The organism is Neobacillus vireti, from assembly GCF_036962345.1.
Lineage (GTDB): Bacteria > Bacillota > Bacilli > Bacillales > Cytobacillaceae > Neobacillus > Neobacillus vireti_A.
In genome coordinates, this window is the sequence record NZ_JBALNB010000025.1 from 1 (window position 1) to 25,120 (window position 25,120).

Below are 25,120 nucleotides of genomic sequence, written 5' to 3' on the forward strand. Positions count from 1 at the left end.
ATAATAGATAGATAAAAGAATATTATCTTTATTCGAAGATTGGTTTTTCTTTTTTACATTATTTAGTATAAATTTCTAATAAAATGTAATTATCTGTGATACATGTTATTATTTAAATAAATTAGAATTAATTAGAGGTGCTTTATGAGTGAAAAATTAGAGAAATTTGAAAGGCTAGCAGAAAAAAGAGTTACTGAAGCAATAAAAAAAATTAGATTAATTAGTAATCTGTCAAATAGAAATAACTATGATTATTCTGAAAAACATGTTAAACAAATAATTGACTCATTAGAAATTGAAATAAAATACTTAAAAAGTAGATTTAGTAAAGAAAATACGAATGAGGATATACAATTTTCTTTCAAAAAAGATTGAACACTTAATTGACACCTATAAAAATTAAGGAGGAATTGCAGGAATGGAGCCGCAATTTGATTTTCCTACGAACGGAAATGGGCAAGTATATGGAATTAGAGATTCAGGAATTGAGGAATTCAAGGATGATGCATTAATAAATGGAACCAGAGAACCAATTCAAAATAGTATTGATGCACCTGATCCAAATGCCACAGGTCCAGTTGAAGTCCGATTTAGTCGCCATATGGTCCCATCCTCTATTTTTCCAGGAAGAACTAGTCTACTAAATTCTTTAAATGGTTGTCTTGAGAGATGGGGACATATTAAAAAGGATAAAAAGATAATTGAAAAAATGATAAGCGTTTTGGAACAAAATGAAATTCCGTTTTTAAAAATTAGTGATTATAATACCACTGGATTATTAGGTGTTGAAGATGAATTAAATGGAAAATGGTTCCAATTGGTAAAATCAGTTGGTGTTTCAGACAAGGGAACTGGGTCAGGAGGTTCTTTCGGGATAGGCAAACATGCACCTTTTGCTTCATCATCTCTACATACAGTTTTTTATAGTACAAAAAATACTGAAGGTGCAAGTGCTTTTCAGGGTGTAGCAAAACTTGCATCGCACAACTATCGAAATTATGTTACCCAGGGAACAGGCTATTTTGGTGTACCTGGAGAAAATAAGCCTTTAGTAAATAATGATATGAAATTCATAGATGACTTTTTTAATAGAAAAAAAATCGGAACTGATATTTTCATTGCAGGTTTTAAGTTCGAAAATTGGAAAGAAGAAATAATCAAAGCTGTTTTGGATAACTTTTTTTATGCAATTTACACAAATAAATTAGTTGTTTATGTTGAAGATATACTAATTGACTCTGCTACTATGGAAGATTTAATTAATAAACACTTTGCTGCAAATAAAAAAAATTACCTTCCTTACTATTTTCAGTCTTTAAAACAGGAAAAATGGATCAAAGGAAATATTCCAGGATTTGAAACAGGATTGAAGCTTAGTTTGATAGAAGGTAAAGGCTTACCAAATAGAATTGCTATGATTCGAAAAACTGGAATGAAAATTTTTGATAAAGACCGTTTCCAGAGTATAGCTCGGTTTGCGGGGGTATTTGTAGCTTACGGTGAAGATATTAATGAATTGCTACGGCAAACTGAAAATCCAGAACATAATCGTTGGAATTCAAAACGGTTTGAAGAAAATGAAAAGGAAGCAGAGCGTGTTTTAAAGGCTATATACGCTTGGATAAACAAAGAGGTGAAAAATCTAGGCTCAATTGAGAATATTGAATCATTAGAAATCGAAGGTGTGAGTCAATTCCTTCCAGATGATAATGACATTAATACACAGGAAGAAAAGGAAATTGAAATTGAGGCGGTTACTCTCACTTCAAAAAATGTAAATGTCAATAATATTGATAATAAAAATAAAGTTAAAGCAAAGAAAAGAAATCAGCAAAAGACTAAAAAGAATACTGCAATAAGTGAAGAAGAACTTCCAACCGATGAGTTTAACGATTTCGAAAATGATTTCGGACCCGCAAGCCAAGATAATAATAAAGGTCAGAAAGAAAAATACCCAAGTGAAAAGGATCCTAGAGAAGAAGACCCAAGAGGGAGGGACCCAAAAGATAAAGTTCAAAAAGAAAAACCAGTTAGCAGTAATAAAAATGAAGAACGTCCAATAAATGAGCCACAAAGCAATGAAAAGAGTAAGAGTGAAGAAGAGCGTGAAGAATTAACACTTGATGACTTTAGAAGCGTAGTAGCTGATGGAAGAGTTGGAAGAATATACAATATTTATTTTACTCCTACTGCTGATGGAGTTGGACATTTGGATTTAAGTATCGTGGGTGATGACGGCAATGAGAAATTTAACATTAAAAGCGCCTACCATGAGTCACAAAAACAAGAATTAATTATTAATACTGAAAGCATTGGACCGATTGTTTTTGAAAAAGGGATACGGACTTGCGTGAAAGTTGAACTAAAAGAACCGATTATCTGTGCACTAGGAGTTGAAGTATATGAAGATTGATTTAAGGTATTTTCCACACGCAGTTCTGTCTCCTTTTTCTAAAGACGTAAAAGAGGGAGAATTCTTAACAGAAATTAAAGCAAGTCGTACAAAAACTCATTTTAAATTTCATGTAGTATTTAGGCTTACTAATTATTATTTTTTAAATCTTATAGAAAAAGGTCAAGTACATTATGTTATACATATGGATTGTCCAAAAACGAGATTTAGAGAGGTTTATCGCTCTAATACTGACACGCTTGATTTAGAAATTGATGTCCGTGATCTTTCAGGCAGAGTTGAAATTTCATGTCTCCTTCTTGCAAAGGAACAAATCCTTGATTATGGAAGCGACACGTTTCATCCTGATTACCAAAATGTAAGTACAATAGTAAATAAAGGGGATATTCTTGCGGTAGACAAACCCAAAAACTTTGTAGCTGAAGTTGAGTCGGATTCTCTAAAAGTGGTTCCTTCCATCTTTACTGTTTGGAAAAATAGCGATGTTGAAGCACCGCCTTACGAAGTTGTATTTGGCGAAACCAAGATTGTAATAAGGCTGTCTGAAATGAATTTCCAGAGTTATAACCAACTTAGGAAAAATGGTGTAGCAACCAATTTTATAACAAGTTCATTAGTAATGCCTGCTCTAATTTTACTCTTAGAAAAATTAGAGCATTCAGATAATGAAGGGGATACAGGCTTTGAGGATACCAAATGGTTTCCAATAGTCAAACGGAGATTACGACAATTAGGTATAGATATATATGATAAAAGTTCGTTTGAAGATAAAAAAGCCCAAATTGCACTTTTTATGTTGGGAGATCCACTTTCAAAAGGATTAGAGGAATTACAGGATTTAGCGATGCAGATAGGCTGATAAGGGAGGGGAGTGGATAGGATGTTAACTCAGTCTCTAAATGACGAATCATTATCCAGATTAAAATCTGATATCAATAGTAACATTGAAAAATATATACTCAACAATGATTGGCTTTCACAATATTTTAAAGGGACAAATTGGTTGATGGAAACAAATATTCCATCAATTGGAATAACATTAAAAATGCCATCAGGTAGAGTTTCATATGATTGTGAAAATGCAATTGAATTAAATAGAAAGCTAAACTTGGACCGATCACAGGCCATTGACGAACGATTATGGACTTATTTATCACACGTAACCTTCTGGAAGTATATGATTTTAAGGTGGAACGTTGAAAACCAGAAAAATCCTAAAAATTATATACTAGAACGCTATTTTACTCATGGGAACCGAGGATTAGTCAGAAATGGAATTTCAAGATTATGGTGGGCAGCAGAATTGACAAAAGATAATAATAACAGCAATCCCTATGAATTGACAGAAGTGATGTTTACCTCGGCTGAAATAGTCCTTCACTTGCTTGAAAGGACATTTCCAAGAAATATTAACTTTACTCGTAATTTACTAACAGTTTTTTCGAAGATGGACAAAGAAGTGTATTCTAATGTTAAGTTATTTAGAGAACTAATGAGGTATTTTAATAGTATTGGCGGTGTTCAAATACTAGATACATTAGACTTTAACGATATTGAAAAAATTGTTCATGAAAAAATGAAGGTTCACCAACTTACTTTATTTGGTTAAACTTTAATAAGAAAACAAAAAAAGACAGTGAATATTTCCTGTCTTTTTTGTTAACCAAAGAAGATCAAAGCAGAGAATAAGAAAAATTTTTCGGGAATGAGACTTCGAAAATATAAAAGATATGATGCATAAAAAGAGCCAGAAAGAAGCCTGCCTTTCCTATTTATTATACACTGAAGTCCATAAAATAGGTTTCATTATCAATCTTAAAAACTCGTACAGTTGTTCTTCCATAATTTATAACATTCTGCGGATCAACTCTTGCACCTAGAGGAACGTTTAAACGATTTCGGAAATAAACACCAAGGATACTGTTGTTTTCGGATGTTTCAAGTGCTTTTCTGCCATCCTGTGCCACCACACATACCATTTGGTGACCGTCATCGGTAATCACCGTAAACTGATGGTCTCTTGGAGGGAAGAATTCAGGGTGTTCACGATGCACTTCAAGCGGTACTTTGATATATGCCTGATTCGGTTCCCGTCCTGGACGCTGACCCCAGTTCAGACCAGCTTTCTCCTGAATAGCCGTATCATTTTTAATAAGCAATGGCAAATCTACAAATTCACTAGCAGGCATTTCTGTTCCTGAAACTGGTATTCCAGTGTTATGTAAATCTACTAATGTGAAGGTTGGATTCGCATTATTCGTCCGTCTTGTGTATTGTACATCTTTGAATACAATATGCTGCTCCACATTTGGATCGGTACACAAAATGGGATTAACCTGGTCGAACACATCATTAATATTTGCGTGATTCGCCTCAACCAACAATTCTTTCAAATCTCTGAATCCACCCCATGAAAAATTGGATGAACCTACAAATGTAACCGAATCAGAAAATAAGCCATCCTTGTACCAATGATAGACTTTGGTATGCACAGCAGGAGAGCCAATATGATACTTAACCGTGATGTTTGGATTATTTTGCATCATTTCCTTATATTTGTTGTGGTCCCATTTATTTATCCCGTCTCTTTTCGCCATTCCAATAATGAGTTCAATTTCAATATCTGGATAGTTATCCATAATATGTGTCAAAAATATACTGCTTGCATAACCCGACAGAATTCGGATTTTCCGAAAACCACGTATGTACGGGTCAGCAAAAGCGGTACCCTCCAGGTTCTGATGATAGTACAATAGTTTCCCTCCTTTAGTAGTATTTCAATATAATCATAGTAAAGGAAGGCAGAACTTGCTAGCTTTATAACATGTCATAATTCGACATGATGTGTTAATATTAAATATACTAATAAAAATAAATGCACAAATATTGGAGTTAATAGACATGGCAACGTATCGAAAAGGAGAGTTGTTCTGCGGTCCAGGAGGCTTGAGTCTCGGTGCCAAAGAAGCGACTATAATTGATGAAAATGGTATAGAACATAAAGTAGAACACGCTTGGGCAAATGATTATCACGAAGACACATGTAAAACATTTCGCCACAATATCTGCCCAGATAATCCTGATTCTGTTATTTACGGCGATGTAAAAGAGTTGGATATTGAATCACTGCCACCGATCGATGGCTTCAGCTTTGGCTTCCCGTGTAACGATTTCTCTCTTGTGGGTGAAACCAAAGGATTAGAAGGAGAATACGGCGGGTTATATAAATATGGTATCAGAGTATTAAATCACCATCAGCCCCAATGGTTTATAGGAGAAAATGTTGGCGGTTTAGAGTCAGCCAATGAAGGAAAAGCATTTGTCCAGATCTTAAAAGAGATGGAAGAAGCAGGATACTATATTACCCCTCATAAATATAAATTTGAAGAATATGGTGTGCCACAGGCACGTCACCGTATCATTATTGTTGGTATCCGAAAGGACTTAGGGTTAAGATATCAAGTTCCAAAGGCTCCTTTTAAAAACAAGGAAGAATGGATAACCTCTAGACAGGCACTAGAAAATCCACCGATTCCAGAGGATGCTACGAATCAAGAACCTACGAACCATCAAGGACAAGTAGTGGAAATGTTATCTCATATCAAACCTGGTGATAACTGCTGGGTGGATTATCTGCCAAAACATCTGCGTTTAAATGTGAAGAAAACGAAAATGTCCAACATATACAGAAGACTTCATCCAGACACGCCAGCTTACACGGTAACAGGTTCAGGAGGCGGAGGAACACATATGTATCATTACGATGAACCACGTGCCCTAACGAACCGTGAACGCGCGAGATTGCAAACCTTCCCTGACTGGTATGAATTCATTGGCGGAAAAGAAAGTGTCAGAAAGCAAATTGGGATGGCAGTTCCTCCAAAAGGAGCGAAAGTCATCGTAGAAGCCATTTTAAAAACACTGGCAGGAATCCCTTACGAAACAGAAGAAGCCAAATGGGATGAGGAACATATTACAGAAATGCTTAAAACAGGCGTAAACAAAAAGAAGAAGCGAACAGGTAAAGCAAAAAAGAAAGAAGAAACACCACCAGAAGGTCAGACTACGATGGAGTTAGAAGAAAACAAAGTCGTAAAGGAGTAAAATCATGATTTGTGAATGCGGGGCCCCGTTAATGGTCATTCGGATTGAAGAGCCACCAGAACATCTGTCAAAACAAGAAAAGTTACTTTATGACCGATTGTGCGATGTGGAATGTATGGAGTGCGGCAAGGTATTATACAGCCAACCCTATGATTACGGAAAAAGAATCAATGAAGTACGTGACCTGAATAATAGGCAAAAAAAGGAGATCAATTAAATGATCTCCTTTTTTGCTTTCAGTCGTAAATTTTTATGTAATGCCCTTCATCCGTCCATTTTTCTGTATGTGTGACTTTAAAATCTGTAAGAGTCTTTACAACATATTCGCCCACTTCTTCTGCTCCAGAACCTGTTACTACAATTTCTGTATGCTGAAACAGTTCCTGAATGACTTGTGCTACATCCAGTACCGTTCCGATTGTTTCAACTTGTTTCATGTATCCTCACTCTTTCTCTTTTTTCTATCACCTATTTTAACATTAAATGGATATCTATTGTTTTTTTATATCGTTTATGAATGAAATAATGCCCTCGATAACCTTATCAAAGTCTTGTTTTACCTCATGCTCCCATATTCTTTTTACATACCAGCCGTTCTTTAGGTAATGATCCGTAATTTCTCTGTCTCTGTTTACATTCCGTTCCAGTTTTTTTTCCCAGTAAACTGTATTGCTTTTCGGCATATTTCCGTGAACAGGACAGGCGTGCCAGAAGCAGCTGTCAATAAAAATGGCGATCTTGTATTTTTTGATGGCAATGTCAGGCTTGCCGATTAAATCTTTTACATTCCTTCTGTATCGTACTCCCTTACTCCACAGTTCCTTTGCAATTTTATCTTCCAGTTTGGAAACGGATCTGATTGCCCTCATATTTCTGCTTCTGCTCTCTTTCGAAATTCTGTCAGCCATATCCAACACCTCTTTTATTACCTATCTCCTTTTTCATAGCATGATAAACGGATTCTTAGGGGCCAATTCCTTACTTTTATAAAATTAAGGGGAACTTTTCTTGTTTTGTCGAGAGGGTGGGGATAAAAACAGGGATCTTTTTGCCTATAATAATGGAATCAACGTAAGGAGTTTAATAATTCAATTTATTTTTAAACTTTTTACAATTAAACGACCTAAAATTTGATAAAATTAGGTAAAAAAGGAGGTATTTTGGTGGATAAATTGAATATCGCAATTTCTATAATATTAAGGAAATTAAATAAAGGGTTGGGTACACTTGAAGAATTAATTGATCAATACAGTGATCCAGTAGATGGAGATTTTTTATCACAAGAAGAAAAAGAGGAAATTCTTCCTCAAATCCAAAGAAAAAGGGAATTTGAAGAAGGTCGTAAATACTCAGAAATTGAAGACCCTGCCTTAATTGTAGACCCAGAAGGACATGATGAGTGGTTTGCCGATTGGTTAAAAACTAATAATAATGAAACAAAAAGGTACCATTGGAATAGGCTTGAAACCTTTTTAGAAAAGAAGTTCACTCAGAAAATGTCCCCAAAAAGGGCGGGTGAAATAATAGCCTCCATTGATAATGCGTCAAATAAGGTGGTCGAAAGGTTAGAAAATCCATCTAGACCCTCATTTAAAACAAAAGGTTTGGTAATAGGACATGTACAAAGTGGAAAAACTGCTAACTTCACTGCTGTAATAGCTAAAGCTGTTGATGCTGGGTATAGGTTTATTATTGTTCTAGCAGGACTACATAATAACCTAAGGGCTCAAACACAATTAAGATTAGATAGTGAACTTACAGGTGAGCCATTTAAAGATGAAGTAGAGCATGTTGAAATTCCTCAACTTGCAAATAGGCAATGGGTACGTCTCACTGACGAAAGTGACTTTAATGAGGGAACTACACTTCGGTTAGATACAATTGCACAGTCGGGTAGACCGATACTGGTAGTTATGAAGAAAAAGCCAGTAATAATGCGAAAATTATTAAGGTGGATTAAAAAAGCACCTGAAGAAGTTAGAAGAACAATCCCTCTTTTATTAATTGATGATGAAGCAGACCAAGCAAGTACGGATACTGGTAAAAAGGGTAAGACCTCACCAACAAATGAGCATATCCGTTTAATATTACGTTATTTTAATAAAAACGCTTATATAGGTTACACAGCAACCCCATTTGCCAATCTTTTAATTGACATGAGTGTAAATTCTGATGAATTAGAACGCGACCTATATCCTAGAAACTTTATAGTCTCTTTACCTAAACCTGATGATTATATGGGAGCAGAACAAATCTTCAGTAAAGGTCAAGCCCATTACTATGTAAGGGAGGTTTCCGATCCTGATATCGAGGGATCAAATCATGAGTTCTACTTACGAAAATCAATCATGTCATTTTGTTTGTCTGCTGCAATTAGATATAAAAGGAATCATAGACATAAACCGATGACAATGTTAATCCATACTACGCATTTACAGGATGGACACTCAGACATGAAAGAAATTGTTGATGAAATTATAAAAGATTTAAAAGATACACTAGATAGTGGAGATTCCGAGATTCTTTATTCTATCTTTAAAATTTTGTGGGAATCTGATTTCTGTCCTACAACTAAACAGCTTCAACCTGAAAAATATGTTTCTTTTGAAGAAGTTAAGCCTTATATTTTAGAATTTTTGAATGATTTAAGTATATTAGAATTAAATGCAAGATCAACTGATTTTCTTGACTATACGCAATATCCAGACATTAAAGTAATAGCAATTGGAGGTAATACATTATCAAGGGGACTAACGCTAGAAGGATTAATGACAAGTTACTTTATCAGAAAAAGTAAAGCTTATGATACACTTCTTCAAATGGGAAGATGGTTTGGATATAGAGAAGGATATGAAGATTTAACAAGGGTTTATACAACTAAAAAATTAGCAGGGTATTTTGAGGACCTAGCTTTAGTGGAACAGGAAATTAGGAAAGAATTGTACCGTTACGAGGAAGATAATATAACACCTGCACAAGTTTCAGTAAAAATCCGTGCACATAAAGAAATGAAGATAACAGCACCAAATAAAATGGGAGCTGCAAGAACGGTTGAGCCTACTTATAGTTCAAAATTGGCTCAAACAATTTGGTTGCCGTTTCAAAGTCCAGAAGTTCTTAGAAGTAATCTATCTGTGGCGGAAACACTTATTAATGATATTTCAAAAGAAGGTTCATGGGAAAATGCATCTGGCAATCACTTAATTAAAAATATACCTGTAAAAGTTATTTTGAATGCATTAGAGCAATTTATATTTACTAATCAATCTGGTTTCGATTCTGATGCCATCATCGCATACATCAGGCGGGTTTCAACTAATTTTAGTAGAAAAGAATTAACTACTTGGAATGTTGGTATCCCAGGTTTGCAGAATGAGGAGCGAGGTAATCAATTAATTAGTTTTGGTGGATTAAAGATGGTACCCGTAACCCGTTCCAAAAGGGTAGACGAGCAAAAGATTGGTGTCCTTACACAGGAGCTGGATTTGCTGATGGATAATTACCACCATTCTGATCCGCATAAACGTGATAATCCATTATTGTTGATTTATAGGATTTGGAAGGATTCAGTACCAACAAGGAACAAACTACAAAGGTTAGAACCATTGTTCGGTGAAAATGATGAAAAAGTAGATGTTATCGGTTTAGGCATCGTATTTCCAAAAAGCCGAAATCAACCTGAAGATTATGTCGCTCAACAAGTCGAAAGAAGGTGATTAAATGACTTATTCTAAAATTACAACAAATGACTGGGATAATCTTTCAAGTAGGCAAGCATTAAATCCAGATATGGTTGTAAACTTACAGCTCCTCTCTGATAGCGGAGAAGAGTCACCATACCTTTGTATTTTTGTATCAACTGATACTAGTATGCACTTCTTGTGTGAAATCAGTGAATCTGAATCCCAATTTGAAATTACAGACCCAAATGTCGCTGGTCTAGAATTGAAAATTATAAAAAATCATTTTATCTTAGGTCGAGAGAGACAAAACTATTATGATTTACGATGTACTGGAAACCATCATAAGGAAGAATTCACTAATATGGTAAATGAAATTTGTGAATTAATCTTTTCAAAAAATTTTAGTATTCATAGATCGATTCTTACAGTATTTAGGAGGAGTACCAGCTTTTGGGGAAGACAAAAAAGCATCTTTCTCAGTGAGGAAATGCAACGTGGTCTTTTTGGTGAGTTGTATGTTTTAAACAAGTTACTCAAATTAGGAGTTAATGATGCAATAACTAAATGGAAAGGTCCTTTAAAAAGTAAACATGATTTTTACTTTGATAATATTTCTATCGAAGTTAAAACAACTCTATCATCAAGACATAAACTTGTCATAAATGGTTTAGAGCAACTTGAAAAAGAGGACGATAGAGGGTTATTGATTGTTTCTTTTAAGCTAATGAGTTCTGAAAACGGCACATCAATAACAAACTTTGTTGATGAAATAAAGCAAATCTTAAACGACCGCCCCGATTATATCGAAGAATTTAATGTATTATTACAAGAATACGGTTACAACCCTAGCGACGATGATTTGTATAATTGCTTTATAGTTGTAGAATCTTCTGTTTTCCCTGTAAATGAAGGTTTTCCAGTTTTTACAAATCAACAATTAAAAGAACCAGTTCCCTCAAGAATATCTAAAATCAATTATTCTCTAGATATGGAAGGGCTATATCACTTTAAACTAGAGGAAGATAAATTTACAGAATACTTAAATATAGTAATTTAATTTTGGGCAACTAAAAGTTAATTTCACCGCTATTGATACCAACTCTCTTCTGGGTTGGTATTTTTATTATTTTGAAAGGAGAAAGAGATCCAGAAAAGGATCTCTAAGAATAGGAATTTGATATTCCTTTTTTCACTTTTAAATCATTTATAAGACCACCTGATAAGATCCTTTTCCAGGTTAGATGGTTCGGTTTCGTAAGCAATGCCTGCAAATGACTTAAGTATTGCTTCGATAATAATTTTTGCTCCATCAACAGGGACAGCATACCCAATCTGCTTTCGTACTGATTCTTTCCCGCCGATGAATTCAAAATCATCTGGGAAAGTTTGAAGTCTGGCACGTTCCCGATTGGTGAGCGCCCTTGGTTCATTATAGTGGTACATGTGAGTGCCGCCTCCGCCAGAACCCGTTACGGTGTAGGATGGAAGGTTAGGGTCAAGACGTTTATATATGTTGCTCATACGTGCCCCTTTTACGTTCAAACGCAGATGTTCAGGGATATAATCAGCCCAAGCGTTGTCTCCAGGTTTAATCACAGAAAGCAATTCTGTAATTCTTGGTTTAGGAACAGTGAATTCATGATTTGCTGCATTAATTGGAATAGGTGGATTTTCGAGCGCATCCTTTGCCGTTTCCCATTCATAAAAATTATTCTTATAAGGTGCTTTTGGCACTTTAAATTTCCAGCCTAAATCTTTATGGATTCCTACAACAATTATATTATGACGCACTTGAGGGATCCCGTACTCTTCAAATTTATATTGGTGAGGTGTAACATGGTATCCCGCTTCCTCCATTTCCTTTAAGATTTGAATGAATTCATTGAGCCTTTTCATGTTTGCAAATCCTGGTCCAGTCTCAGCAATAAACCATTTAGGCTGATGGGAGTATAATACCTCAATGCCATATGTGTATAAAGGGTCATTATTTTGCCTGTGAGCATTTCTTTTCTCAGCAATACTGTAACCCTCTATTGGGAAACTGAATGAAAATGCATCGATTTTTGGTAAATTGGTGATATCTAAGTTGCGCAAATCCTGACAAAAGACCGATTCAGGTCTATCAGGGCAGATATTTTTACGGAATGTTTCGCATGCATCCTTATCAAAATCGTTAGCCCACTCATGTTCTACTTTATAGACTTTTCCGTCCTTCTCGATTTCTGCAAGTTCAGCCCCTAATGATAACCCACCAGCTCCACAGAACAGTTCTCCTTTTTTAAATATAACTTCTTTGAATACAGAATGATTTCTTGAAGCGGGCTCTACTTTATATTCCTGGTCATTGGAAACTGAGATGCCTGAGTCAAAAAATCGATTTATGTCGTCCAATGATATTAATGTATTGGAAGTGAAAATTGGGAACAAATCAATATGGGGTATAGGATTCAATCTATTTTTACGGTAGAGTTCAAGAATAGCTTCTGCTGTTATTGCAGCTCCGTTTACTCCTGTTTCTTCCGCGATACGCCGTACTTGATTACCGATCGTTGATTTAAAACCATGTGCTATATACAAGAAAAAACTAGAATTAGGATGTGAATTTTTTAATAATGGTATATAGTTGACCACCATTCTGTTTCGATGATCATTATTAATGGAATATGATTTGTACGCTTTTGTATCAAAAATCCCGCTATAATTTTCTGGAGTTATAGCAATTCCATCTGGATGCAGTGGCAAGGAACCCGTGTGGGTCGTTTCGTACCCCAGCTGGTTAAATATCTCCACGGTGGCAACCTCAAATTCGGTAGCATATTCAGTTCCACTTGAAGCCATATTCATATAGCTAATTTCAAACAATGAGAAAGTGTTTGGTCTAAAATTTTCTAATCCTTGCATTACTTGAGTAGATGTATAGCCAGTTGTTTCAGAAATTTCATCAATAATCTCTGGTGATATTAATGGAATTGGCTTCCTTGATGCAATATGTAAAAGCTCCGTTTGTACACGCCTAGAACGGTAAATTTGTTCCGTTACAGCTCTGCCACCAAAGGTGCGATTATCTCTAACCATATTAGGGGGAAGACCGTAATTTCTCTGAAAGTTTTCTAAGCCGTATGGATTGTCTGTATCAAGCTTTCTGAGACGGGTATTGTCATTTAAGATTGTTTCTACATCTTTCCTCTTTTGTTCTGGGATGTAAATTGGTAGATTTCTTTTATCTCTTTTCACCAATTGCGTATACTCAAGAAAGTTTATAAAAACATTAGCGTTATCGATTAATGCTTTCATAGCATCATTCTTTGAACGGGCTTCTTTTTTTCTACTGCTTGGATGTAAAATACCAAAGTTAGAAGGTATAATTGCATCTCCTCTAGATCTGAATGCTAAAATTCGATTAACCACATGGTCAAGGCAGCGTTTTGTTTCATTTTCAGCCTCTGTTAAACAGAAAAGACCTATTTCTTGTTTTGTCAACTCAATTCTTCCATTTGCCTTTTTCAGCCTGGAGTCAAGAAGGATTTGCAATAAAAAGCGGAACGGTCTTACCTGAAACCTTGAGTGAATTCCAACACCACTACGAATTGAGTAAGGAGATGGATATTGCAGTTTCATTAGTTGATTTCTAATGATTGGTACGGGGGATTCTCCTGCAAGCAATGCATCACCAGCTAGCGTGGTCCTAATAACTTCAGTATTTGTTTCCTCAAAAATGAGACCTAAAGCATATAACCAAGATTCGTAAGTTCTAGCTCCACCTGCCTTCTGGTCACGTCTTTCTCCATCGCTCTTTATTCCAAAACGCTCCAATTCTGCTTCGAAATTTAATTGTCTAGCTAAATCATGATTCCAAATCTCCCCTAAATTTTGCAGTGTAAACAATGATAAAATGTCTACCACTGGGTAAAGCTTACGTTTATTTCGTGGTACATGCCAATTATTTATCAAAATTTTTTCTCCCTTACTAGTTATAAAAAAAACTATTCGACGTAGGATAATGTAAAGCCTGCATACTAAAAAAATTCGTTAAAAAATTGGACGGAATCTATGTTTTAAAACATATCTAAACCTAAGATTGTTAATAAAGGGGCTAGTTATTCTTTGTTGAATTATTATACAGAAGTGTCTTCAGGGGACTTAGTGAACGGAGTTTAAATGGAAATAGAGATGGAATTTGTATTGAAACAGCATCGGTATTAATTATATGAATAGGGAGATTAAAATGAATTTTGACCATCATTTCTTTAATAAAATATTAAAGGATTCTGGAGTTCGTTTCGATAAAGACGAACTTGCTACAATTTTATTTAGAAAGAAAAGTGAACTATTTTTTAGAGATAAACTATCATACCTTATCGAACAGGAAATCCTAAAAGGCGGCAAATCCAATAAGTTTATTGTAACACCAGAATGGAATCCTAGAATGTGGGATCCTTTAAGCGGAAATTCTAAGGTTGATATCGCTATTCTTAGAGAAAAGGAAAACACTAAGATTTACCCTCAGCACCATTTTGTCCCGCATACACTTATTGAAATAAAAAATGCATTCTCACCATTTATTTTAGGCTATGGGGCAACTGATAATATTTGGAAATATAGGAATGGTGGCGGACTAATTAAGGACATAGCAGATATGAGGGAACTTTTCTCTAAGCAGCCATCTATTAATAATTTTCATGCAATCCTTGCCATAAATTGTCTCCAAAAAAGTCGCTTAGATAAATACCAGTACATTGTTTCAGATATGGGGAATTTTAATACTTTGAATAAAATGATGGAAGACTACAATGAAGATAATAAAGCAATACTCGAAGATGTAAAGCAAAAACTCTATGATACAGCAGTAACTTTAAATGCCTCCAATATTTCTTTTGTAACAATTAATGGAGGGATAGCTTATGAAAATGAGATGGATATCCTTTATATGATTTTATCTTTTTAATATTTTCCAGATATTAATACTTTTTAGTTAAAAACTTTAATTTGAAGGAGGATAGTTATGGAACTATTAGATAAGTTATTGATAGTTGAATTAAAACAAAAAATTTTATTAATAATGAATGGATTACAATATGACAACATTTATAGCAAGGCAGATGCTTACAATGAATTAAATGGTATTTTATATTACTTAGATAAAATAGAAAGCCCGCTAACTGAAATAATGGAGTAAAAAGTAATAGAGGACACCATATAAATTCCTCTATTATTTTTTACAGCACTTTATACGTTGAACTGGGTAATTTCTATTTAGTTTTGCATAGAAATATTTATCATCTCATCTAAAAATCAAGATACCGCGGTTACTCTTTTGATTACCTGTTCCACAAAGTCTCTTCCATGAATAAATAATCCCACCACCCCTCTCCATGTATTGCTTTCTACCTCTATTTTGAAACTACCTTTTTGCTGTAAATTGAAATGTCACCAAGTATATTTTTTCCTTTAGTAGGATCATGTACGTTACAATACTTTTCTTCACCATGGAGGACTAGTAGGCATCCCTGTTCCACAAGAGACCGAACAAGATACCCAACTTTGGGATGGGAAATCCTTTCTATAACAACCATAGCTTCTTCTTTTGATAAAGATTTACGTTTCCTCACAAATATATTCCTCCTTTCGATTTACTTTTAAGTTACGCTTCTATATAGGGAATTATGCTCATTTTTTTGTGTACAACTTATTATTTTATGCAGTAAGGCTTGTACATATGTAAATTTCTAAATTTTTTTTAATTTTTCTCTTAATTTTTTCCTTAAATTTTATTTTAATATAAAATAAAAGAACAAATAAAAGGTAAATTACGAAAAGCTAGGAGATTAATAATGATGGCAAGCTTTATTAACCTTACAGGACAACAGTTCGGAAGATTGACTGTCATAAAATTGAGCGAAGAAAGCAGGTATCAGGTTAATAAGAAATGGATGTGTCGGTGTGATTGTGGAATGGAAGTTATCAGAGATGGGCGCTCTTTAGTAAGAGGATTAGCCAAAGGGATTACCACAACGTGTGGAACATGCATTAATCGGAAAAATGCCAAATTAGAAGGAAATAGATATGGTCGGTTGACTGTGCTGAAAAAAGCAGAAAGGACGGGATATTGGGAATGTCATTGTAGTTGTGGAACTCACAAAACCATAATTGGCTACAACTTATTAAAAGGAATTGCCAATAGCTGCGGTTGTATTTCAAGAGAACGATTGATTGAACGAAACAAGGCTAACTCTACACATAATATGAGAAATACTCGGTTATATCACATTTGGGATACCATGAAGGCACGTTGCCTCCGTCCAAACAGCAAGGATTATAAGAATTATGGAGCTAGAGGGATTACAATTTGCGAGGAATGGAGAAATCAATTCGAGGCTTTTTATATGTGGGCAATGGACTATGGATACGAACCCCATCTTACTCTGGACAGGGTTGATGTTAATGGCAAATACGAGCCTACGAATTGTCGCTGGGCAACTACAAAGGAACAAGGGAACAATACCAGATTCAACCGTCATATTACAATTAATGCAGAGACCAAAACAATTGCCCAGTGGTCCGAAATATCGGGTATAAGTCAAAAGCGTTGAGGTATAGAATCGAATCAGCATGGTCTGAAAAGGATTTATTGCTGCCAGTTGGTGTTCAGAAAGTGTATATTAACGTTGGGGATGAAACTAAGACCATTAAAGAATGGTCCAAAGAAAAGGGAATATCCGAAACTGTTATTAGTAAACGATACAAGTCGGGGATCCGAGGAGAAAAATTATTCGAGTACAAAAGAAAAGTTATTCAAGTAGAAATAGATGGTGCAATCAAGTCCTTAGTAGAATGGTCAAAAGTGACTGGTATTGATCGAAGTACCTTGTGGAAGAGGTATAAAAAAGGTTTAAGAGGAAAAGATCTTATTTCACTAGGTACTAAAGAACAATCGGACTATCAATTATCGTGGGACTTATAATTATTATTATTTTATACTACTTCTTATGAAAAAGAGAGTAGAACTCCATAGTAACGTAAGAATGTTATTCAACAAATACAAAGCGGTCGTTTTATATATATTAGGATTGACACTTTTCTGCGAATAGCGTGCTCATAAAATAAGATGGGAGATGGCGATAAATGAAGAGAACTAATAATATAAACACGGGGAGTGTCCCCTCAGAAAGTCAATATAAAACGGGAAAAACAAATCTAAATGAAAGACAAATTAGGCTATTGGAAAAGATTTCAAAGATATTAACGTACTACACTCATAACTTTGATACTCTACATCATAGTTATTCACCAGAAGGCATTATAACGTATCTTCAAGATCAAGTAGAATATAAGGCCTCAATTAATGACATAAACAGTGAGGAGCAACTAGATGCTCAACAACTTATTGAAATGCTTGATGCTGAATTTAGAAAGAATAATTAAAACGTTTAGCCTAGATTAAAGATCCTGCTGGTATGGGGGGAGAACTTCGATTAATTTTTTTCACTACGTTATCGTTCTTGTGCCGATTCTTTCATATGTAAGGAAAGATTTAGAAGATAAAGAGGATGGAAACAGAACCCAAGGCTGTAAAATATTTGTGGACAGCAATTATTATACCTTTTGCTGGAATACTATATCAAACTAGAAGCAAATCTCGATAGAATTTTGGAATTTTGACGAATAGGATTATTTAATAATAAATAAAACATATTTTTAAGGAAAATGGTGAAATGATAAACTGGCAATATTATCCTAAGACAGACTTAATCCCTAATCACTTATATGCTGTTGTTAACATATTTGAAAATAAACAAAATCAAATCGACTCGTCTAAATTTACTCTTCCGAGCAATGATGTGCTAGCCGTTATTGCTGAAGAATTAGAAGCTCTGCACTATCAAGTAGAAAAAAGTAAGAGGGAAATTGATAAAATTAAAGTTCCTGTTTTATTTGGAAGGAATGGAAAACTTGAGTTATATTTTGAAGCGGATGCATACCATCCCATCCAAAAAACAGTAATTGAAGTTGAAGCTGGTAGAGCAGTTGATAACTTCCAGTTTTTAAAGGACTTATTTCAAGCGGCCATGATGCATGATGTGGAATATCTAACAATTGCAGTTAGAACTTATTATCGTAAACAGAAGGACTTTGAAAAAGTCACACAATTTTTTGATACACTTTATGCTAGTAGTAGATTAAAATTACCTTTTAAAGGAATTCTTATAATTGGATACTAAAAACAAAGACAGGCCTCTTATGCTAACGGGTTCGGTTGTTGGGGAGAAAACATCAAATAACAATCTATTCGGAGACACAATCACATATGAATTAGTGTCTCCTTTTTATTGCTACATTAACACTTCAATGGATTTAACACATTAATTAGCACTTCAATTCGCATACAAATTGGAGATACTGCATAAATTTATGCGGTGTTGTTAAAATACGTGCTAAAACTGAGGTAGTTTGGTTTAATAATAAGCGAACTAATTTTTGAAGGAATTTGGAGACTTTATGCTAAAATAAATTTAAATGTTGTGAAAGGTTTCACTTAAACTATCGGGGGCTTTAGTTAAATAATCAATATAAATTAAAAGGCTTAGAGGATATTTTCCTTTAAGCCTTTTTGGCGTGATTTTTTCGCAGAAACAAATCATATTCCGTTTTTTAAGAAATCCATTTGTAAAACGAAGGAATTCTCAATTTACCCTTACTAGTCCAGTTTCTAAATTTTACATTGCAACGGATTCCCTCCTTGAACCGAACGATTTCATTAGTTTCAATAGTACCCTTATTTATTATCTCGCTGTATATGAACTTTCTTTCCTGATTTGGTATGAACTCCATAACCCCAATATGGTGGCTTTTATCCAACGAACTCAATAAAAAGGATCGTTCCTTCTTGAGCATTCCTGTTATCAAAACATCCTGATATTTATAATTGATTACTTTTAGCCATTTGTCGGATCTTTTATTAATTTCATAAATTGAATCTTTCCTTTTTAGGACAATTCCTTCTAAATCTCTTTCTTTTACGGCATTGAAGTAGTGAACTCCATTCCCTTCAATCCATTGAATAGGAACAACACGGTTGCAATCCATTTCTAATCCCATTAAAAGCTCTTTTCGTTTCAGTAAAGGCAATTTATCTACTTTGTTTCCATTGAAATAAATAATGTCAAAAACGCAATACTGAAGAAAATGGTCACTTCTAGGAGATTTAAACCGCTCCATCACATATTCGAAGTTTGGTGAACCATCGGCACCAGGAACAATCAGTTCGCCATCCAAAACCGTTCCATTTGGTATATCAATGTTTTGGTATATTTCCTTAAAAAGTGCTGTGACCTCGTTATTGTGACGAGTGTGTAGGCGTATTTTATTATCAAACTTGGAAAGTAATAGTCGTATCCCATCTAATTTTAGCTCAGTGATGTAATCGTCCGAATTAAATGGTTCTTCTATTCTTTCTAATAGCATCGGACTAACAAACATCTATTTCACCTCATTGTAATTGTATCAAAGTAAATCAAACTTTTACTTATCAAAATGATGGTCTTTTATATAATGTTTTCCAGCATATTGTTTACTGTATTATTTTTTATTAAAATTTAAACAAACGTACGTTCTATATTGGTGGTGACAATTTGAAGGCAAGGATATCAGAAGAGTTAGAGAAGTTGATTAATGAAAAGATTTATTTAGACTTGGAAATTCATCTCTTGACAAGGAAACTAGAAAAGGCAAGTCAAAGAAACTTACAGGAATCAATAGCATTTTACGAAAAAATCTTTAATGAAAAGTTCAAGCAGTTAAAAAAAGCAAATGATGAATTGCGAAAACAAAATGTTAAAATTCATCAACCTATTAACGATGATATCTTTGTTCAATACAATTTTTATGTAAAGGAAAACGGTGGTGGTTACAAAGAAGGTAACTTCCGATATTGGAAAAGTGCAATTAAATATAAACTAAAACAACGACTTGACCCCTATTTTTGTTCACCAAATCGTCGAAAGGTGTAAACTTTCTGTCTGTCGAATTTCTCCTTATTCGGAAGGAGTGAGTTCATGAAAATATTGACGGTTCCCAGTGCAAAAGAAGAAATAAGGCGGTTGCAACACTTTATTGATCTTGTTGATAATTATGAGGCTGATAGTCTCGAAAAATGGATTATAAAAGAATATGCTTACACCAGCAGCATTAAAGAAGTGGTTAATCGAGGTAATCAAAAAGGTTTTACTAATAACGAAAGAGAATTCGACCATTCATTTGTAAGAGACATTATCGCTGCCCATCCAAAGGATGAACTCCACAAATTAGTTCGACGTAATTACCTATTGAGAATTAAATAACTTTAATAAAAGAGCTTGGAGAATATTATAATTAGTTCAGTTTTTGAGGAGAAAATCAAAAATAACATTACAATGAAAGTGCTAAATGACAAAGGATTTAGCACTTCATTTTGTTATTAAATCAACGATATTTAAAAATAGGTAATAATGACCATAAGTGTATGTGAATAAATGTACTTAAACTAATGGGCAGATTAGTTAAAGAAGGAAAAATTGGAAGCGATGTAGAATACAATCATTTATACAGTTGTGTTGGATATAGATTTTTATTCCGATCTAATTTTAATAATACTTGAGGTGCTACACAATGCATTTGCGTTTTTTACATATTTCTGATATTCATTTTCAAGTTGAAAATTATCAATCTAGAAGAATGAGGATGCGGCTTTTAACAAAAATAAATGAGTTAAATCAAGTAAACCCATTTAATTTTGTTATTTTAACAGGAGATCTCTCTCATCAAGGGCAAGGTTTTAACGAAAATCAAATGAGATTTTTCGAAGAAATTTTGCGTATACTTAATTTATCGAAAAAGCAAATATATATTATTCCTGGAAATCATGACATTAGAAGAAATGGTGATAGAACTGATTTGATAAATGAAATCGTCGAATCAAATAATCCTTCAAACACATTAGATGAATATCTCGAAGATGAGGAGAATAAGTCTAAAATATTGAGTAGTTTCGAACCTTTTTCAACCTTTTATTTTGATTTTTTAACAAAAGAGTATCCCTTAAATGATATTCACTTTTTACTTGAAACAGAAAATTATAATATTGTACATTTAAATACATGTCTCATTGCAAATAGAACTGGAGAAGAAGGGACATTACTTATTGGGAAGAATAAATTATTGGATTGTTTATCTAATTTAGGAGTAGATAATAATAAATTATCTATTGCAATTGGGCACCATACATTAGAATGTATGGCTGATAGTGATAAAAATGCAATGCTAAGTTTATTTGATGATTTTAATATTGATTTGTACCTTTCTGGTCATGTACATAGAGCAGCATACAATATAGAAGCAAATCAATATACTAATCTTTTAAATATTGTTAGTGCTGGAGTGCACTCAGATGAATATGCTCTAGGAGGTTTCGGAGACTTTTTAATCCAGGATGGAGTTGCAAAAGTTTCCCAATATATTTGGAACAGTGAACATGAATATTGGACTTTAAATAATACGTTAGGTAGAAAAATGGAAAATGGAGTTTTGGAGTATCACATCCCAAAATTCTCAATTAATAACAATAGATCAGAAGATGAAATAAATTATAAAAAAGATAAAGTAAAAAAAGAATTAAGTGAACTATTTTCAGAAAATGAGCGAATTTTTAAGCAATATGGACCATTTAGTATTACAGCCCAGCATACTCCAGTTTCAGAGTTTGCATATATGTGGAAAGAAAAGTGCATTACTGATATTATTCCAAATAATAAAAAAATTTTAGAAATACTAGAATGTAATAAAGAATTAATATCAGATGACAAATTATTTATTCTTGGATTATATAAGAATCATATAGAAGGGTTTGAAATGAATCATATATCTAAATATAAAAGTTCTAACGTTCCTACATTTCCCAAAGAAATACTAACAATTCTAGACTAAATAAGGAGGAAGTTATTTATGCCTGAGGGAGGAAGATACGAAAAAATACCTAGACCAGAGAGTATCCAATATTTTTTAGATGCTATTGGTAGACACAATAAAGTAAGAAACATTGAACAAGTCGAAGAACAACTTTTTAAGATTACCAAAACGAACGGAAGAAAAGTGTTGGTTCACTTGACCAATATTTATGTCGTAAGTGAAGCGGAAGTTATAGAAATAATGTCAAATCATAATCATATTGATGCTATTGTTACCATCAGCACTTGGAATAGTTACTCGGTAAGTGGGAAGGAAGTTGCGAAAGCTAACAAAATTGGGTTATTTCTCATGGATGAGTTTGTGGGGGCTTTAAATTTTGAAGGAAACCTATTCATTAATTACCTTACTCCGTACCAGCGTGAACAACTTAAAAAAGAAAAACGTTCTTTATTCTAATTTAGATTTTTATCTTTTTGGTTCTTTACTTTATTCCCATTCACCCAATGATATTGATTTAATAATAGTTTATAATAAAGACGAAATTTCTATTAAAGACATACTTCTTTTGAGAAAGAATTTGTATTTTTCTTTTTTTAATGAATTTAAAATAACTTTAGATATTACTTTATTGACCAAGCAGGAAGAAAAAAGTTTAAACTTTATCCAAACAGAAAAAGCAATACCTTTACTCTAAACCATAAAAAGGAGCTTTCATTAAATGAAAGTTCTTTTTTCTTTGTGAAATATTTTATCTATAACTAATTGGGGCTTTAATTGAATAAAAAAACTAAAGACCGAAAAAAATGGTCTTTTTCTTTTCTTTACACATAGAACATTTGTTTGTATATAATGGTAATGAGGTGATAACGATGGCGATACGCGACCGAGGGAAAATAAAATGGGCTGCTGCTTATCTCCAGCCCGAGCAAGCACAGATGCAGCGGGATTTTTGGTGCGATACTGAACGGATAAGGAAGCCAATCATTGACGAGCATGAGGCGGAGGAGTTCGACCTACGCATAATTTACTCAATGGAATACAACCATTCGGTAATACTGACGATATGGGAAGATGGATTTACTCACGAAATTACTGGGCGTGTTCATTACGTGAATCCTATTACTCATGAGCTTCGAATTGAAGTAAAGCCTAGCGAATTCGAACGGGTGCCATTCGATAATGTTATAGGAGTGAAGGTCGTTTGAATTAGCAGACATATGCATAGCATCAGCCTTACGTTGGTTGGCGTTTTTTTTTTCCTTAAATAAACTAAAGGGCTTTTGTTACATTCTCTCAGTATTAGTTGAGCCTTTATCTGTGGTATGTTCTCTGCATTGGGGTGCAGCGATTTTTCCACCTTCTTTTTATGCTGGGATTTGCAGTTTGGTTCTTACTCTTATTTCATTAAAGGCTTCAATAAATTGTTCATAAGTCTGCTTACCATAGTGGTTTGAGTCATTATGGAAAAATAGATCTAGTGCTATTTCCTAAGCTTCTTTTACGGAACAATTTCTTGAAATCATGATCAAGTTAATATACGAAAGAAAATACTCTTTTTTTAATGTACTGGCATGATTAACAGCCATAAATTACACTCCCTAAACGAAAAGGTCTCTTATGAGGAGACCTTTTCTGAAGTTTTATATTCTTCCTTTATTTCTGTTGAACAACAATCTTCTTTTTTCACTTCTTCAATTTTCACATCACAACAACTAGACTTTTTCTTTAAAAACTTAAACTTTATAACAACTCCTTAAATAAGATAGAATACAAATCCTGAAATGGTTGACATAACAAACACTGATACCACAAAAGTTACAACCAATTCTTTTTTAAATATTGATTTCAACAAAATAACTTCTGGTAAACTTGCACAATTTGAATACTTTTAAAAAAGCATCTTCATTTAACAGTCCACCAAAAAGAACAATCGGAACTTCCTTGTTTATTTTTCTTATTTCTTTAATTGCGTCTAACCCTGACATGACTGGCATTGTTGCATCTATAATAATGGTATTTATTTTTATATTTTTTTTCATAATGTTGAAACAATAATCCGACTAATTCTTTTCATTTGATAAACCGACAATAACAATTACGCCCATATCTTTATTTATCCCATTAAAGGTAATCTCATAAAATCCACATCATCTACAACAACTATCATTTAATATTTCCTTCTGTTAATGTATAATTTTTACTGTTTAGTAAGTTGTATGAGAAATAATAAATTCCTTTAACGGACTAGTGGAGAAGGAGATAGATGTTATGAACGATAATGTTTTGGAACTTGTTGATTTATTTCAAAAATGTATGGCTGAAGATTCAGTTATTCAACATTTTAATATCATAGGGTTTGGTCTAAATGGTGTTGTTTTAATTGCGAAAAACTCACGTGATTACTGCATTAAAACAATATATACGGATTCCTTAAAGGAAGAAATTATTAAAATAAATAAACAAGATGGAGTGTCAGATTATTATCTTGATTATTTAAAAGATAATTTAGGTAATGTTAAAAATTTAAATCAAGAGTTTAACATGTATAAAGAAATATCTTCTTATCCTTCATTAAAGAACTTAATACCAGAATTATTTTTTCCCATTGAAAATCAACATACCATAAAGTATTTAATACTAGAATTTATCAATGGTGAACATTGTTTGATTGAAGGCTTATTAGAAATAAATGATAAAGATGTGGAAATAGGAATCAATGAATTTAAAGAGAATGGATATTTGTTTGGCGATAAAATTGAATGGATAAAGAAAAGCGATGGTAACGTTACATTTATTGATTTTGACTCTATTAGCAAGATCTAAAAAACATCATTCTTTTGCTGAACAAATTTGAATTAATCATGTCATCGCAGAGTTTCTCCCAGAAGAAAAGGTGGGAAGTTAAAAAACTACAAAAGATGGAAGAAAAATAGCGGTGGTCGGTGATTGGATTAATGGTGTCCCAGCTCTAATTCGATTA

The 25,120-nt window shown here is 33.6% G+C and carries 27 protein-coding genes; 20 read left to right on the forward strand and 7 right to left on the reverse strand.

What is annotated here, in order from left to right; translation table 11 throughout:
• Positions 1–144: 144 nt before the first annotated feature.
• The 4 genes from V7108_RS24910 to V7108_RS24925 are packed head-to-tail and all read left to right on the forward strand — an operon-like array spanning position 145 to position 4,022.
• On the forward strand, positions 145–375 hold the full coding sequence (locus tag V7108_RS24910; protein WP_335569703.1) for a hypothetical protein: 231 nt from the start codon (positions 145–147) through the stop codon (positions 373–375).
• A 43-nt stretch (positions 376–418) separates the two neighbouring features.
• The gene (locus tag V7108_RS24915) at positions 419–2,413 is read left to right on the forward strand and encodes a hypothetical protein (protein WP_335569704.1); all 1,995 of its coding nucleotides are present in this window, start codon (positions 419–421) and stop codon (positions 2,411–2,413) included.
• A complete protein-coding gene (locus V7108_RS24920) occupies positions 2,403–3,272 on the forward strand; it encodes a hypothetical protein (RefSeq protein WP_335569705.1) in 870 nt (289 codons plus the stop codon). Before V7108_RS24915 ends, V7108_RS24920 begins: the two co-directional genes overlap by 11 nt.
• A gap of 21 nt (positions 3,273–3,293) precedes the next feature.
• The gene (locus tag V7108_RS24925; protein WP_335569706.1) at positions 3,294–4,022 is read left to right on the forward strand and encodes a DUF6339 family protein; all 729 of its coding nucleotides are present in this window, start codon (positions 3,294–3,296) and stop codon (positions 4,020–4,022) included.
• A gap of 166 nt (positions 4,023–4,188) precedes the next feature.
• On the opposite strand, the gene V7108_RS24930 is transcribed toward V7108_RS24925, so the two are convergent.
• The gene (locus tag V7108_RS24930; protein WP_335569707.1) at positions 4,189–5,166 is read right to left on the reverse strand and encodes a restriction endonuclease PLD domain-containing protein; all 978 of its coding nucleotides are present in this window, start codon (positions 5,164–5,166) and stop codon (positions 4,189–4,191) included.
• Between the two features lie 148 nt (positions 5,167–5,314).
• On the opposite strand from V7108_RS24930, the gene V7108_RS24935 reads away from it, so the two are divergent.
• Both V7108_RS24935 and V7108_RS24940 read left to right on the forward strand, forming a co-directional pair.
• A complete protein-coding gene (locus V7108_RS24935; protein ID WP_335569708.1) occupies positions 5,315–6,517 on the forward strand; it encodes a DNA cytosine methyltransferase in 1,203 nt (400 codons plus the stop codon).
• Between the two features lie 4 nt (positions 6,518–6,521).
• On the forward strand, positions 6,522–6,734 hold the full coding sequence (locus V7108_RS24940) for a hypothetical protein (RefSeq protein WP_335569709.1): 213 nt from the start codon (positions 6,522–6,524) through the stop codon (positions 6,732–6,734).
• A gap of 19 nt (positions 6,735–6,753) precedes the next feature.
• On the opposite strand, the gene V7108_RS24945 is transcribed toward V7108_RS24940, so the two are convergent.
• Positions 6,754–6,954, reverse strand: a complete 201-nt coding sequence (locus tag V7108_RS24945) for a hypothetical protein (RefSeq protein ID WP_335569710.1) — start codon at positions 6,952–6,954, stop codon at positions 6,754–6,756.
• Between the two features lie 54 nt (positions 6,955–7,008).
• Positions 7,009–7,425 carry a very short patch repair endonuclease gene (locus tag V7108_RS24950; RefSeq protein ID WP_335569711.1) on the reverse strand — a complete coding sequence of 139 codons (417 nt, stop codon included), beginning with the start codon at positions 7,423–7,425 and terminating at the stop codon, positions 7,009–7,011.
• A gap of 255 nt (positions 7,426–7,680) precedes the next feature.
• Between V7108_RS24950 and V7108_RS24955 the strand changes: the two genes are divergently transcribed.
• Together V7108_RS24955 and V7108_RS24960 are read left to right on the forward strand one after the other, a co-directional pair.
• Positions 7,681–10,233: a Z1 domain-containing protein gene (locus V7108_RS24955; RefSeq protein ID WP_335569712.1), complete on the forward strand. Its 2,553-nt coding sequence runs from the start codon at positions 7,681–7,683 to the stop codon at positions 10,231–10,233.
• A 4-nt stretch (positions 10,234–10,237) separates the two neighbouring features.
• The gene (locus V7108_RS24960) at positions 10,238–11,257 is read left to right on the forward strand and encodes a PD-(D/E)XK motif protein (protein ID WP_335569713.1); all 1,020 of its coding nucleotides are present in this window, start codon (positions 10,238–10,240) and stop codon (positions 11,255–11,257) included.
• Between the two features lie 143 nt (positions 11,258–11,400).
• On the opposite strand, the gene dcm is transcribed toward V7108_RS24960, so the two are convergent.
• A complete protein-coding gene (gene dcm, locus V7108_RS24965) occupies positions 11,401–14,151 on the reverse strand; it encodes a DNA (cytosine-5-)-methyltransferase (protein ID WP_335569714.1) in 2,751 nt (916 codons plus the stop codon).
• 274 nt (positions 14,152–14,425) lie between these two features.
• Here dcm and V7108_RS24970 point away from each other — a divergent pair, with 274 nt between their 5' ends.
• Together V7108_RS24970 and V7108_RS24975 are read left to right on the forward strand one after the other, a co-directional pair.
• Entirely contained in the window at positions 14,426–15,145 is a 720-nt protein-coding gene (locus V7108_RS24970) for a hypothetical protein (protein WP_335569715.1), read from the forward strand.
• A 57-nt stretch (positions 15,146–15,202) separates the two neighbouring features.
• On the forward strand, positions 15,203–15,376 hold the full coding sequence (locus V7108_RS24975; protein WP_335569716.1) for a hypothetical protein: 174 nt from the start codon (positions 15,203–15,205) through the stop codon (positions 15,374–15,376).
• Positions 15,377–15,590: 214 nt separating this feature from the next.
• Here V7108_RS24975 and V7108_RS24980 read toward each other — a convergent pair whose 3' ends face one another.
• The gene (locus tag V7108_RS24980) at positions 15,591–15,809 is read right to left on the reverse strand and encodes a hypothetical protein (RefSeq protein ID WP_335569717.1); all 219 of its coding nucleotides are present in this window, start codon (positions 15,807–15,809) and stop codon (positions 15,591–15,593) included.
• 222 nt (positions 15,810–16,031) lie between these two features.
• On the opposite strand from V7108_RS24980, the gene V7108_RS24985 reads away from it, so the two are divergent.
• The 4 genes from V7108_RS24985 to V7108_RS25000 all read left to right on the forward strand — a co-directional run bounded on the left by V7108_RS24985 (position 16,032) and on the right by V7108_RS25000 (position 18,419).
• Complete coding sequence (locus V7108_RS24985; protein ID WP_335569718.1) at positions 16,032–16,790, forward strand: hypothetical protein; 759 nt, start codon at positions 16,032–16,034, stop codon at positions 16,788–16,790.
• Entirely contained in the window at positions 16,787–17,161 is a 375-nt protein-coding gene (locus V7108_RS24990; protein WP_335569719.1) for a hypothetical protein, read from the forward strand. Before V7108_RS24985 ends, V7108_RS24990 begins: the two co-directional genes overlap by 4 nt.
• 161 nt (positions 17,162–17,322) lie before the next feature.
• The gene (locus tag V7108_RS24995) at positions 17,323–17,622 is read left to right on the forward strand and encodes a DUF6680 family protein (RefSeq protein WP_335569720.1); all 300 of its coding nucleotides are present in this window, start codon (positions 17,323–17,325) and stop codon (positions 17,620–17,622) included.
• 290 nt (positions 17,623–17,912) lie between these two features.
• Positions 17,913–18,419 (forward strand): hypothetical protein, encoded by a 507-nt coding sequence (locus tag V7108_RS25000; protein WP_335569721.1) that lies wholly within the window; start codon positions 17,913–17,915, stop codon positions 18,417–18,419.
• Between the two features lie 430 nt (positions 18,420–18,849).
• Here the strand turns inward: V7108_RS25000 and V7108_RS25005 are convergent, their stop codons facing one another.
• Positions 18,850–19,677 (reverse strand): ATP-dependent DNA ligase, encoded by an 828-nt coding sequence (locus V7108_RS25005; protein ID WP_335569722.1) that lies wholly within the window; start codon positions 19,675–19,677, stop codon positions 18,850–18,852.
• Positions 19,678–19,829: 152 nt separating this feature from the next.
• Here V7108_RS25005 and V7108_RS25010 point away from each other — a divergent pair, with 152 nt between their 5' ends.
• From V7108_RS25010 to V7108_RS25030, 5 genes are all read left to right on the forward strand, one after another.
• A complete protein-coding gene (locus tag V7108_RS25010; protein ID WP_335569723.1) occupies positions 19,830–20,207 on the forward strand; it encodes a hypothetical protein in 378 nt (125 codons plus the stop codon).
• 45 nt (positions 20,208–20,252) lie between these two features.
• A complete protein-coding gene (locus V7108_RS25015) occupies positions 20,253–20,537 on the forward strand; it encodes a hypothetical protein (RefSeq protein WP_335569724.1) in 285 nt (94 codons plus the stop codon).
• 307 nt (positions 20,538–20,844) lie between these two features.
• Positions 20,845–22,158, forward strand: a complete 1,314-nt coding sequence (locus V7108_RS25020) for a metallophosphoesterase family protein (RefSeq protein ID WP_335569725.1) — start codon at positions 20,845–20,847, stop codon at positions 22,156–22,158.
• 18 nt (positions 22,159–22,176) lie between these two features.
• The gene (locus V7108_RS25025; RefSeq protein ID WP_335569726.1) at positions 22,177–22,596 is read left to right on the forward strand and encodes a hypothetical protein; all 420 of its coding nucleotides are present in this window, start codon (positions 22,177–22,179) and stop codon (positions 22,594–22,596) included.
• A gap of 413 nt (positions 22,597–23,009) precedes the next feature.
• Positions 23,010–23,345, forward strand: a complete 336-nt coding sequence (locus tag V7108_RS25030) for a YolD-like family protein (protein ID WP_335569727.1) — start codon at positions 23,010–23,012, stop codon at positions 23,343–23,345.
• Positions 23,346–23,972: 627 nt separating this feature from the next.
• Here the strand turns inward: V7108_RS25030 and V7108_RS26965 are convergent.
• A complete protein-coding gene (locus V7108_RS26965) occupies positions 23,973–24,179 on the reverse strand; it encodes a response regulator (protein WP_420489218.1) in 207 nt (68 codons plus the stop codon).
• Positions 24,180–24,408: 229 nt separating this feature from the next.
• Between V7108_RS26965 and V7108_RS25040 the strand changes: the two genes are divergently transcribed.
• Complete coding sequence (locus V7108_RS25040) at positions 24,409–24,963, forward strand: hypothetical protein (protein ID WP_335569728.1); 555 nt, start codon at positions 24,409–24,411, stop codon at positions 24,961–24,963.
• The last annotated feature ends 157 nt before the right edge of the window (positions 24,964–25,120 follow it).